Source organism: Candidatus Paceibacterota bacterium (assembly GCA_035452965.1).
In the GTDB taxonomy this organism is placed as follows: domain Bacteria; phylum Verrucomicrobiota; class Verrucomicrobiia; order Limisphaerales; family UBA8199; genus UBA8199.
The window spans coordinates 47,151-59,290 of the sequence record DAOTCE010000019.1 but is presented as its reverse complement, the minus strand read 5'-3'; the positions used below and the strand labels follow the sequence as shown (position 1 = coordinate 59,290).

Genomic DNA, 12,140 nt, shown 5'->3' with positions numbered 1-12,140 from the left:
AAAAGCCCCGCCAGAGTCAATCTAGCGGGGCGCGTTGTGTCGTTGTGGAATTAAGCAAATTCAGTAACGCCAACCTGCCAAGTGCCATTCAGGCTAACGCGATAGGATTTATCGGGCTTGTGAGAGTTTGAATGCTCAACGGTTACAACGTCTTTGGATTTCTTGAAGTGGACAGAGTAGAACGGGTTGCGTTGTTCATCGCGCCCGATTTTTACTTTGTCAATGACGGTGCGAAGGAAGTTCCGCAGGGACATGCGGAAAGCGTTGTCCTGAATCTTCTTGTCTAGGTGTTTGAGCAACTCGTAATAGGCAGCGTTGGCATTGGTTGCACCCTTGACCCTAATGGCTTCTGCCTCAATCTCGGCCTGTATGGCTTTGCGTTCCGCTTGAAGCTCGTTGAGACGGTTAACAACGTCTTGGTTGTTGTCCGTTTCTTCTATGCGTCGGGCTAACCGTGCAATCCGCTGATTCAGTTCAATCAGCTTGCCCTCTAGTTCAGGGGTCTTGTCTTGGATTCTGGTATCCGTTTTCGCCTTCAAGAATGGTTCAAGGAAACCGTTGATGCTCATTCCTGAGATGAACGATTCTTGGATTGCCTGATAAGGTGCCAAGTTAAGGGGGTGCTCGCCATACTTCGCGTTGTGACAAGTCAGGTAGTGGTAACGCTGACCATTCTTCCCGGTGCAGGAATAGCGAACCATGCTGCTTTTGATGCCCTTAGCTTCGCACTTTGCACACACAGCCAACCCGCCAAGGAAGTTGACCTTTTGAACATCGTTGCGCGTGCCTTTGTAATGGTTGTTCTGTTGGCGCAGGGCTTGGACTTTATACCAAAGCTCATCCGATATAACGCGAGGCCAGTAACCTTTCTTGGGCGGGTCCACAACGTCACAAGTGCCGATAACAGCTTCCGACTTCAAAAGTCGCTCAATAGAGGAAAAGGTGAACTTCTCGCCACGGCGCGAGTAGGTATGCACCCCATCGTTGTTGAGTTCCTTGGCGATAACGTGACTGCCCTTGCCACTGGCATACAGTTCAAAGATGGCTTTTACCGTCTTGGCCGCGTCTGTCTTGGGGACATACTTTCCGTCTTTCACTTCCAGCCAATTCGGGTGCTGTGTCATCTTCACAAATTCGCCCCGATTGATTGCGGCACGTTTCTTAATCCATGCGTCTTTTACGCGCTTGGACTTGGTTTCCGATTCCTCGTTGCCACGGGACAGGATGGTAACGGCAATGAGCAAGTCTGTTGGCTCACAATCCTTGGCGTATCGCTTGCCGTCCATCGTGGTTACAATGGCAATGTCCAGTAGCAGAATGCCTGTCAGCACATTTACAGCCTTGGTAATCTTGGCGCGGCTCAGGCGGTCCAGATTCTCAATAATGAGCGTTGTGCCTTTTGAGATTCTGCCATCTTGGGCCAGCTTGAGGAAACCGCCCAATGCTGCTGTGTCATCAAGATTGGCCCCGTTCCACCCCGACACGCCCAAATCTTCCAACTGGTCAACGAGTGTCAAACCGTGGTTGCGGCAGTAGGCTTCCGTTGCCTCAATCTGACGGGTGTAGGACGCGCCTTTGCGTTGTTTTGAGCTTGAGAATCTCAGGTAACTGATTGCTAATCGCTTCATGCGGCCAGAATGCCCGACAAAGCGAGTCTGTCAACTAGCATCTCAGTTCATGAATTGGGAAGGAAAAGTCATCGTGCCCGCCGCGCGCGAAATCGTCACCCGGCCTTCTTCCAGCGGCTGGCGCATGGTCTCCAGCACGCCGCGTTTGAACTCCGGCAGTTCGTCCAGGAACAGCACACCATGGTGCGCCAGAGAGATCTCGCCGGGCGTGGGATTGGCGTTCCCGCCCAACAAACCGGCGTCGCTGGCCGTGTGATGCGGCGCGCGAAACGGCCGCTGCGTCACCAGCGCCTGGCCGGGCGACAGGAGCCCGGCGATGCTGTGAATCTTGGTGGTCTCCAGCGCCTCGTCCAGCGTCAGCGGCGGTAGTATGGTGGGCAGGCGCTTGGCCAGCATGGATTTGCCGGTTCCCGGCGGCCCAATCAGAAGCACGTTATGTCCCCCAGCCGCGGCGATCTCCAGCGCCCGCTTGACCGATTCCTGCCCCTTGACCTCCGCAAAGTCCAGCTCCCCGTCCGGCACCTGCTCAAAGATCTGCGCGATGTCCACTTTCGTCGGCGATAGCTTCGTTTCGCCTTCCAGGAAACTCACCGCCTCGCGCAGGTTCTGCACGGGGATGACCTGCAGGCCGGCAACGACCGCTGCCTCGGCGGCATTGTCTGGCGGGACCAGGATGCCCACCTTGCCCGCCGCCCGCGCCCGCAATGCTATGGGCAGCACCCCTTTGACCGATCGCACCGCGCCGGTGAGGGCCAGTTCACCCACCATCACGAAATTATCGAGTTGGTCGGTCTCAAGCTGCTCGCTCGCCGCCACCATCCCCACCGCGATCGGCAAATCGAAGCTCGGCCCCTCCTTCTTCACATCCGCCGGCGCCAGGTTGATCGTGGTGCGGCCAAAGGTGAAACTGTAACCGGAATTAATCAGCGCCGTCATCACCCGGTCGCGCGATTCTTTGACGGCGGCGTCCGGGAGGCCCACGATGACAATAGGCGGTAACTTTTCACCGAATAAAGTTGCGGTGCCAGAGGTCGTACCACTCGCACGGCAACTTGGGTTGCAGTGAAAATTAAATGTCACAACTAAGATGAAAACGACAGTTAAAACTCAGGAACAGGTTTCAACAGCTAAAATCTGTTTCTCGTATATTCGGTTCAGTTCCCGCATACAAGCAAAAGGCGACAGTGAGAGGCGGCAGTGTGAAATTGCCCCTCGCGTGGCCAAGGAAAAAGGATGGATTCTCAGGGAGGACTTGAACGCCGCAGACTTGGGCGTTAGCGCCTTCAAGGGCGACAACATCAAAACCTTGAAAGCCATTACTGAGGCAGTCAGGGCAGGCAAAATACCGCAGGGGGCAGTGATGATTATTGAAGCCTTTGACCGCTTTTCCCGTGCCGACATTGACACAGCAGAGGACGTGCTGAAAGACATGCTGCGAGCGGGCCTTGAAATCTACGTTGACAGGGGAGGGCACCACTTAACTAGGGAAAGCCTTAACAGGCCGATTGACCGCATTATAGCCCTGCTTGAACTAGCGGCAGCTAACGAATACGCCGCTAGACTGTCTGACCGTGTGGGCAAGGCTTGGAAGCAGAAGAAAGCCCGTGCCGCCGATGGGGTGAAACTAACGACGATGGCCCCCGCATGGTTGGACGTGGACAAGGAACACAACACGATTACCCCTAACGAAAAGGCCGAGGTTGTCAGGCGCATTTTTAATTCGTACGCCAACGGCAAAGGCATTCGCACCATAATGCGCGAGTTGAACGCAGACAAAATCCCGACCTTTGGCAAAGGCAACCAAAACAGAAGCAAAAGCTGGTCAAACACTCACTTGCGCCGAATCCTTTGCTTTCGTGGCGTCATTGGCGAGTACCAGCCTTGCAACTACGTTGACCGCGAGCGCGTTCCCGTTGGCCCATCAGTTACGGATTACTACCCCGCCGTTGTGGACAAGGCCACGTTCTACAAAGTCCAAGAAATGTTACCCAAAACCGTAACAGACCCCGTGACGGGAAAGAAGATACTTTACCCAAAAAGCAAAACGGGTAAACCCCGTTGGGCGGGGGGCCAAGCTAAGGGACCAAAGACAAATGCAACAAACCTTTTCACGGGTCTTGTGAAGTGCGCCAAGTGCGGGGCGTCTATGGTGATTAAGCAAAGCCCTTGCACACACGGCGAGCGGCACTATCACTATACCTCTTTGATTTGCAGCAACGCTCTACGCGGCAACGGGTGCGATTACAAAACAATCCAATACTCATGGGTTGAACGCGCCATTTTAACAACGCTCTGGTTAAAGGTGTTGCCAGTAATGGCCGAAACCGATACGCGCCACGATGAACTAGCAAAGTTGCACGGGGAACTAAAGGACGTGCAAGCCAAGCTCAAAATATGGGCTGACGCGCTAGACTCGGCAGAGGCCAAGCCCGCGATTGCCATGCAGAAGATGAACGCTTACGAGACTAAAGCAAAGGCACTGAGTAGGCGGATTGAAAGCCTATCGGCCACGATTGAGGACAACCCGCTAACGGGCTGGCAGCAAGTGCCGCCCACGATTGACAACCGCCTACGCCTTCAAGCTGTGCTCGCAAACCAGATTGAAAGCCTAACCTTGGACGCTGAGAAACGCACCGCCACACTACAGCTTAAGGAACCAAAAGCCCCCAAGGGGCGGTTTGAACTGGCTTGGAACCCCACACCCGCCAACCAAGTAAACAAGAATGAGGCCGCAACCAGCTTCCTGTTGTGGGGCGAGAGACAGGACTACCTTGACCATGTGCTAGTGTGGAAAACCCCGCATAGCGTGAAAATTGGCAAGGTTACGATTGCTGACAACCCTAAGCAGGCGATACAGGTAGGCGAGGCCGCGCTAGTAGAAGCCTAGAGGCACCCGCACACCGCACGCCCTGCCAGTTTAACCGCTGGCGGGCTTTTTTATGCTTAAAAATCCCCATGCCCCGAACATCGTTTCGCCCTTTGTTTACAGGGGTCCGCGCAAGTCTAGCGACTTTGACATTGCAGCACACGGGGAAACTGGTTTAAGCTTCCTGAACGAAAGGACATTGCAGAGAGAATAGACTGAAAACCTAATAATCGAATTTGCGTAGCTTTGGCTGCGGTTGCCCTCAAAATCTGGACAATTTTAGTTACGGGACCGCGCCGAGTTCACGCCGACAATCGGCGTGGGCTTGGCGTTTCATCCCGTAACAGGCTCGTCCAGAGCCTTGAGGGCGGTGGAGCGTTGAGTTCCACGCCCTTTCATTTCCGCTGTCGGCTCGCGAGGAAACGCAGCATGAAACACAGCAGCACCAGATTGGATACACTACTGACGGCGGTTTTGGCGTTCATCACATGGCAGGCCGCAGGGCAGACGCTCTTGTATGATGACTTCAACGGAAGCACGATAAACCCCTCCCTTTGGCAAGCATCAACACCCTTCTCAGATTCCTCCATTACTGAGAATGGCGGGTCTGCCGTCTTTCAAAACCGAGGCAGGTTGCTGACCACTGCATCATTTCCCGCCGCTCTGGACATTACTGGCAGGTTCGAGTTCGCGGGCAGCATCCACGACGTTTTCAGGATAGTTACGAGAACGGATGGTATAACGTCGAATCCGTGGGCAGAGTTTGACCACGGCATCGGTTTTAGTTTCTCGATTGAGAACGATTCCAACCAAACGGCAGGGAACGTTTTCATTGTCACTCACGGCTGGCCTGGTGTCAGCACGGAACTGGCTCGCGGGACTTTTCCAATGGCCCTCAACACCTTCTACGATTTTCGCATCACTGACGACGGAAATAACGTAGCTCTTTACGTCAACGATTTGGTTAATCCACTTTTGACGGCGAGTGATTCATCCGTCTATGGGAATGCAATCGGCCTTTCCAACCGCGAAGGCGGTGGCGGTGGTAGTTGGATAAGCGATGGCAGTGTGACAGAGCTTGATTGGATAAACGTGAGCGAGATTCCTGAACCGTGCAGCGCACTGCTCATGGTTAGCGGTCTTGGTTTGCTTCTGGTGCGGCGGTCTGTCAAGTTCCACGCCCTTTCATTTCCGCTGTCGCCTCGCGTGGGGAAAAAGCCCATGAGACTGCTTGCTTGCTCCCGTTCCGTTCTACTCGTGGCACTCGTTGCGCTGGCCGTAGTAGGCTGCGACAAGCCCAAGACGAAGGCCAGCCCGCAACCAACACCCCCACGAGCCTCCGAGGCAACTCCAATCGTGGTGAAGGGCTTATACATCGGCATGAGCGCCCAAGAACTGCCACAAGTGGTGCGAGACAAACTAGGGCCGCGTTGGCATCTATACCCGAGCAAAGAACAACCCTACTTCATCGAAATACTCAGCAAAGACCTAAACTGCCTGCTCGATAAACCTGATTATGCGATAAACGTTTGGTTAGATACATCAAAACACGCAACCGCCATCGGTATTGGTCAAAACTGCTCTAGGTTGCTTTTCAATGCGGGCGACCTGAGCGCAGAGGCATTTATGAAAACCTTTTCTCAGGCATACAACATTCCCAAGATGACGTGGACCTTGAACGAAAACCAAGTCTGGTGTTGGGAATACGTCGCGCCAGACAATGTTATGGTAAGAATTGGCGAACACCGCGAAGTGTTCCTTGGCATGAAGCGAGGCGGTGCGGAGGTCAAGCAGCACTTCAACTGATAACCAAATAGCCCCGCGCCTCTTATGAAGCGAATACTCGGTGGTGTGGGTAGTGTTCTCCTAGTCATAGTCGCCGTGGTTATGTTCAGGGCTACTTACCGCACAAAGGCGTTCTATGATGACATGAACTCGGGGCGTAGCTTCCTTGAGCGCCAAGCTGTGGAAGACCACGACTACTCAAAAGCTGAGTATTACAGAAATAAACAGGGTCTCCCTTGGTTTGAATTAGCAACGGGTTGCCTTGCGGGCTTTGCTGCTCTGTCTGGTGCTTTTTCCTTATTGAAATACTCCATGCGTCGTACAGGCACTTCGTAACCGCGCTGGAACTACGCTTATAGACAACATGGCAAAGGCGATAAACACAGAAGCACTGGAAGTGCGGGCGTTGCTTGATAGAATCTACGGGCCTGAAAATGTCCTCACTTCTCAGCAATTGGCCCAGAAGTATGAGGTCATTGGTTTTGAGTTTCCGTATGTAGCGGTGAGGCGCAAACGTGATGGAGTAGTCGGGAGTTTCTTTTACTCTCCCTCCAAGATGTTCTACTTTAATTGGGAAGAATACGAAAAGTGAAGCCCGCGATTTACATAGGCGAGACCATTGATGAGAGAATATGGTGCGACGAGCACCAGCAGCTTGAGCATTTCTTTGGGCGCTACGGGATACGAGGCCGTTACGAGCCCCTTGTCGAGGGCTGCGACTGCGGGTTTTTCTTCCCCGAGGCAGGCTCAATGCGGCTTTTTGTAAGCGTGAATGATGTAAAGATTACTACGGCTGGAACAAAGAGGAAACGGACACGCCACTAGTGTTTGGGGTGGAATTGAGCCTATTGTGCTGGCGGGTCATAGCGCCACGCCTGCTCTGTTCCGCCTGCCTGTTTGGTCAACGTCGCGGATAGGAGTATCCGTGAGTCCGATGCAGCTTCAATAAGTGTTACCTGTAGTTGAATAGTTTCGCATTCAGTGCCCACCTGAGTTTCGGCTGTGCCCTCGATTTCAATTCTGCCGCACCCGCGAATTACTAATTCACTTCGCGTAGCCTCAATTATCTCCGTCCGTGCAGGAGGCGACTCAGGTATTGTCTCGTGCCTCTTGTGCCACTCTGTCCACCGCTGTTGTGACCGCCGATGCTTACCTTCGGGAGTGTCTAGCATGATAACAAATTCATCTGCAAGTCGTTCATTCTCCACCGTGAGGACCGCAGAGGTCTTGTGAAACGGATAAGTCAACGTTGCACTACCCAAGGGCACCACATAAACCGCTAGAGTGATATTCCAATGCTTGCCAACAACATAAATGGCCTCGGCGTACAGAATCTCAACCTTTGGCACAGTGCCTAATGACCCGAGCATCAAGACCAATTCGTTTCGTGTCGCCGTGCGCGTCCTTGTGCCTTCACGCCAAGGAACTTCAAATTGCACCCCATCCCCTGCGGTCCTACCAAATGCGGGATTCTGAACTAGGTAAGGAAAGCGGGACGTGTCAAAGCATAAAGCAGCAACCGTCTTACCCTTGTATGCAACGCTCATGTCTCCCGCCAATGACGGGTAAACACTCTCGAAAGGCGACTGGACTTGCTGAAACCAGCTAGCTAGGTCGGCATAGTTCGCACCACGAATGACGCCTTGCTTCTCATCAGCGCCAATCAGCCAGAGTATGTTTTCCCCACGTGCGAAGTTGGCATGTCCCGCCAACTGTCTAGCGGTCTTGTTAAAATCGGTAGGCCATTCGCTCTTTAGCTCCACTTTTAGGTCTTCCACACGCTGGCGGCTTTCTACTAGTTGCAGGACGCGCAGTGCCCAAGATTCGATTTCAAGCGGTTTCACGGCCTTCGCATATCAAAATCAAGCGGCGAACGCAAGTGCCTGCCTCTCTGGTGCTTTCGTCTCGGCCAGTCTGCTTTCGGCCAGCTTGCAATACTCGGGGCTAATTTCAACGCCTAGAAAGTGCCTTCCAAGAGCTTTTGCCGCGCAAAGGGTAGTTCCTGAGCCTGCAAAGCAGTCCAGAACTGTATCCCCGATACTTGACCAACTGGCAATATGGTCACGCGCTAGCTCGGGCGCAAAGCTCGCAGGATGGTCAAACCTCCCCCGCTTGTTATGACAAATCTTCCACACATTGAAGCGCGGCCCAAACTCGGGCGTTAATCTGCCCTGCACCTTGGGCTTAAACCCGCCATTGGCTAACCTGTCGCAACCGTGTGTTTTCTGGCCTGCGTAAATGTTGCGCCTGTCGGCAATCAGGTTGACTACGCGGGGCTTACCCTTGGACAGCACAAACATGTATTCCCATGCCTGCCAGTAGCGGACCCTATCAGGGAAATTCGCCCCGCACTTTTCGTGAATCATGGTGTCATGCAGTCGAAAGCCAATGTCCATAAAGTAGAGGGCTTGGCGCATACTCGTGCCTGTCTCGCTCCCGTTTACGGTGGCATCGTTCACAATCCAGACCACAACCCCGCCCTCGCACGCTACGCGGTATAGTTGTTTAGCTATTGCCTCAAAGTCAAAGCCCTTGAAGTTGTGATACGTTCTTTGCAGGTCGTAAGGCGGCGAGGTCACGATTAGATGAATGCAACAATCGGGCAACCTGGCCAATACCTGAGCACTATCCCCGCATATCACTTTGTCTTGGTATTCCGCTTCTGAGAGCATAACGCTTTATGGTAGGGCGGGCGGGGCGTAACTCTAATAAACAAAATAAAAAGCGCGGCAGGAGTGACCTGCCGCGCTCGCGTGGCGTTGTGGGATGAAAGGAAGCTCAGTTTAGGCGTTGCATTTCGGCTCGCATCAATGCGGCTCGATTCGCTACGGCACGGCAATGAAGCTGATTTGGAAACTGTTGGACCAGCTCACCGTCTAGCAACGTATCCTGACCTGCACGGACCCCGTTGCCTTGTTTGTAAAAGAACGCAATACCATGCTCGCTGCACCGTGCCTTAACGTCCCTGGCCCATTGCACATTATGCGGCCTGTAATGTGCGCCACTTTCCGCGCCATAAATCAGCCAATCCAAGCGCGGCCAATTCAGTCTTGTAATGGGGCCAAGAGCAGGCTCGCAACTGACAAAGCGGACGGTTGCGGGAAGCGGGGCGAGGTATCTGTTGAAACGGTCTGTGTAGCTGTCTGATTCCGCTGTTACCCCTAACCAGACATTAGGATACCCCGTGCCCCAATCGTTCGGAAGGGTTTCCGCGAGCCGTTCGGGCCGCTTCGTTAGTAGAAGCCAGTCTAAGCAGGGTGTCTGGCGTATCAGGGACCACAGTTTAGGCCGCTGAGCGTTCATCGTGGGGTGCTGCTCCAACCAGTCACACATAGACCCGCAGAATACACGGGCACGGGTTCGGGCGGACTCGGCTTTCCTGTTCCACCGTAGAGGCTCGGCCCAATGTGTCGCGCCGAAAGTTCTACGGGGCTTGCCTTTGCCCCACACGTCGAAACCATACCGTGAGCTAAGACTGTCCGCGTAGCAGTTCGCACAGCCTTCTGAAATCTTCTCACAGCCCCACCACGGGTTAAACGTATGGTGTGTCCAAGAGATTTTCGAGTTGCCCGACATGTTAAGTATAGTTCGGGCAATTGCCACTTCTACCCGACGAAACAAACCTGCCGTCAGTACCGCGCATACACACCTGACCCGTTTGCGGGTTAGTCCACCGTTGGCGTTTCCTCCTGAGACAGTTGCGGACAAACGTTCTTACGTAAGCGAAATAGACCGAATAGCGTGTGAGCAGTGTGTTTTCCATTATAGCTCCATTAGACCAAGGACTTGGCAACTTGTCAACTCCTAAATAGGTCAAGTCTAGCACGCGAGTAGCTCAGCCCTACAATAATTAACAATATAATACGGCACGCCATTAGGCGTGCGCGTTTTTGCTCAGCAATCGGGCTTAAGTGTGATTGGATTAGGCAGGCGGGCGCAAGCGTGTAACAGGATTGTGTCCAAAATGGGTCAATCGTGTGATTGGATTAGGCGCGGGTGAATAGAATCGCTCGAAACCCGTCTAGGCTGAGTTGACTAGAGGGCAACCTATAGAGGCACAAGTAGAAATTGTGTAAGGTCAGGTCTTCTACGTGTAATATACAGTAAGATGCAAACTCAGAATTGCAGCAATTTCAATTTGGTGAACGGGGGCGGTGGGCACCAAAACGCGGTTTCTGACCGCAGCATCTTCCCATCGCCCCCTGCTCCTTTTTGGCTCAAAGCCAAGTCCTTCCAAGTAACCAGTTCATTGCACGCCAAGCTGGCCGCACTGCCCGACCGTGAGGCTCGCAACCTGGCTTACGCACAAGACATCATTGTTTACCTGAGCAAGAAACAGCGCAACCCCGCGTTTTTCGTCAACATCGGGGCACGATACTTCAATGACGGCCTCGGGGAGAACTACCGCAAATACATTAACCAGCTTGTGAGCATGGGCGAGATAGAGGTTAATGAGTCCTACCAAGAAAGCACTGAGGACAAGCGCGGCTTCACAAAGTCCTACAGAATACCCGCACAGGCACGCGCCACAGGAACCACTTGGGCACGGTTCAATGCAAAGAGGCTCCGCAAGAAAGCGGACCATTCCACGGCACAGGGCACCGTAGCGGACTGGATAATTGCGTGCTGCCAGCAACTAGAGGCTCGGGACATCGCACCCCGTCAGCAGTTGAGCGCAAAAGCCCTGGACGGTCTGGCCAAGGTGCATTCGGGTGCGGTAAACTTGGTTAAGGGGCGCGTGGTTAACAGGCTGTACCACACGATTGTTGAAATGCCCAAAGAGGGGCGCAAGTTCATTAGGCACAAAGGCAAGAGGGAACTGGCCGAATTTGACTTGAAGGCGTGTCACCCGTGGTTGCTTGGCACGTTCACACGAGACAAAGCGGAGCAGGCCCGATACTACGCGCTGTTGGAATCTACTGACATCTACATTCATGTGCGCGACTGGGCGGGGGTCAAGTCAGATAGGGATACCGTCAAGCATGTGGACTTCATGCGGTTCTGTAACGGAGCGATTGAAAACTACTTTTTCGACTTCTACAAAGCTCACTTTCCTGGCATCGCCACGCGTGTCCAAGAGCTAGGCAGGGAAAACATGGCCGCAACGCTCCAAAACCTAGAAGCCCACATCATGGTTGAAACCGTGGGGGCCGAGTGCGCTAGGCGTGGACTTTTTTATGTGCCTATGCACGATGGTTGGCTGGGGCTGGTTGCGGAGCGTTACGCAGTCTCGCAAATCGTAAGGGATGCCGCCAAGAGTCTAGTAGGCTGTTTACCTGTCATTACTATGGAGCGTATGACGCTTAACGCCAGCAAGGAACTTGTACCACGTATAGAGTACAATAATCAATCTTCTCTTTCTTCTCTTAGGTCATCATACGTTCAGGATAAGAACATACGTGTTACAGGTTCTAGTGCCCGTTCTCGGTGGACTGGCGAGTTGCGCCTTGGTTTACGGCTCGCAGGACTCGAAAAGCTCGCTCAGAAGTATGCGAGTGGCTAGCGGCTAATGCTTGGGCATGTACTTCGCGTCCCCTCCTGCGGGTGCAAACGGGTTTTCTTGTTCGGGCGACCAATACGGCTGTCGGGGCGTTGAACCGCTTTGCGCGGTGTGTCCAGCTTCGTAAGCAACGCGAAGTTTACGCACTTCGTTTGCAATGTCTCGCAGGCGAGCGTAGAACATGTAAATGACCCAACAGCCCACGCCAAACAAAATAAGCTGTATCAATGCTGCGCCTAAAAGAATTGTCCAGTAAAGCTGCATTGCCTGATTCACTGCCGCCTGTTGCTGTGCAAGTAGTTGGTTGTAGTCCATAAAGAGCCTTTCACGATTGCTGCGTTGTAGGGTATCAGGCGCGCAG

General features: G+C 53.4%; 9 protein-coding genes and 1 pseudogene. 5 read left to right on the top strand and 5 right to left on the bottom strand.

Annotated features, from left to right (window positions below; genetic code table 11):
- Positions 1–50: 50 nt before the first annotated feature.
- Together P5205_14590 and P5205_14585 are read right to left on the bottom strand one after the other, a co-directional pair.
- Positions 51–1,628, bottom strand: a complete 1,578-nt coding sequence (locus tag P5205_14590) for a recombinase family protein (GenBank protein ID HSA11590.1) — start codon at positions 1,626–1,628, stop codon at positions 51–53.
- 48 nt (positions 1,629–1,676) lie between these two features.
- Positions 1,677–2,708, bottom strand: a pseudogene (locus P5205_14585) (YifB family Mg chelatase-like AAA ATPase).
- A 7-nt stretch (positions 2,709–2,715) separates the two neighbouring features.
- On the opposite strand from P5205_14585, the gene P5205_14580 reads away from it, so the two are divergent.
- The 4 genes from P5205_14580 (at position 2,716) to P5205_14565 (ending at position 6,871) form a co-directional block, all read left to right on the top strand.
- Positions 2,716–4,515, top strand: a complete 1,800-nt coding sequence (locus P5205_14580; protein ID HSA11589.1) for a recombinase family protein — start codon at positions 2,716–2,718, stop codon at positions 4,513–4,515.
- 408 nt (positions 4,516–4,923) lie between these two features.
- Complete coding sequence (locus tag P5205_14575; protein ID HSA11588.1) at positions 4,924–6,300, top strand: hypothetical protein; 1,377 nt, start codon at positions 4,924–4,926, stop codon at positions 6,298–6,300.
- 24 nt (positions 6,301–6,324) lie between these two features.
- Complete coding sequence (locus P5205_14570; protein ID HSA11587.1) at positions 6,325–6,615, top strand: hypothetical protein; 291 nt, start codon at positions 6,325–6,327, stop codon at positions 6,613–6,615.
- A gap of 28 nt (positions 6,616–6,643) precedes the next feature.
- Positions 6,644–6,871, top strand: coding sequence for a hypothetical protein (locus P5205_14565; protein HSA11586.1), 228 nt, complete (start codon positions 6,644–6,646; stop codon positions 6,869–6,871).
- 253 nt (positions 6,872–7,124) lie between these two features.
- Here the strand turns inward: P5205_14565 and P5205_14560 are convergent, their stop codons facing one another.
- Both P5205_14560 and P5205_14555 read right to left on the bottom strand, forming a co-directional pair.
- A complete protein-coding gene (locus P5205_14560; protein ID HSA11585.1) occupies positions 7,125–8,123 on the bottom strand; it encodes a hypothetical protein in 999 nt (332 codons plus the stop codon).
- A gap of 18 nt (positions 8,124–8,141) precedes the next feature.
- A complete protein-coding gene (locus tag P5205_14555) occupies positions 8,142–8,951 on the bottom strand; it encodes a site-specific DNA-methyltransferase (protein ID HSA11584.1) in 810 nt (269 codons plus the stop codon).
- Between the two features lie 1,436 nt (positions 8,952–10,387).
- Here P5205_14555 and P5205_14550 point away from each other — a divergent pair.
- Complete coding sequence (locus tag P5205_14550; GenBank protein HSA11583.1) at positions 10,388–11,782, top strand: hypothetical protein; 1,395 nt, start codon at positions 10,388–10,390, stop codon at positions 11,780–11,782.
- Between the two features lie 3 nt (positions 11,783–11,785).
- On the opposite strand, the gene P5205_14545 is transcribed toward P5205_14550, so the two are convergent.
- Complete coding sequence (locus P5205_14545; GenBank protein HSA11582.1) at positions 11,786–12,094, bottom strand: hypothetical protein; 309 nt, start codon at positions 12,092–12,094, stop codon at positions 11,786–11,788.
- Between the last annotated feature and the right edge of the window lie 46 nt (positions 12,095–12,140).

Coding starts and splice junctions, on each gene's coding strand:
- P5205_14580 (HSA11589.1), top strand. CDS start 2,716: ATGAAAACGACAGTTAAAACTCAGGAACAGGTTTCAACAGCTAAAATC.
- P5205_14590 (HSA11590.1), bottom strand. CDS start 1,628: ATGAAGCGATTAGCAATCAGTTACCTGAGATTCTCAAGCTCAAAACAA.
- P5205_14545 (HSA11582.1), bottom strand. CDS start 12,094: ATGGACTACAACCAACTACTTGCACAGCAACAGGCGGCAGTGAATCAG.
- P5205_14565 (HSA11586.1), top strand. CDS start 6,644: ATGGCAAAGGCGATAAACACAGAAGCACTGGAAGTGCGGGCGTTGCTT.
- P5205_14555 (HSA11584.1), bottom strand. CDS start 8,951: ATGCTCTCAGAAGCGGAATACCAAGACAAAGTGATATGCGGGGATAGT.
- P5205_14550 (HSA11583.1), top strand. CDS start 10,388: ATGCAAACTCAGAATTGCAGCAATTTCAATTTGGTGAACGGGGGCGGT.
- P5205_14570 (HSA11587.1), top strand. CDS start 6,325: ATGAAGCGAATACTCGGTGGTGTGGGTAGTGTTCTCCTAGTCATAGTC.
- P5205_14575 (HSA11588.1), top strand. CDS start 4,924: ATGAAACACAGCAGCACCAGATTGGATACACTACTGACGGCGGTTTTG.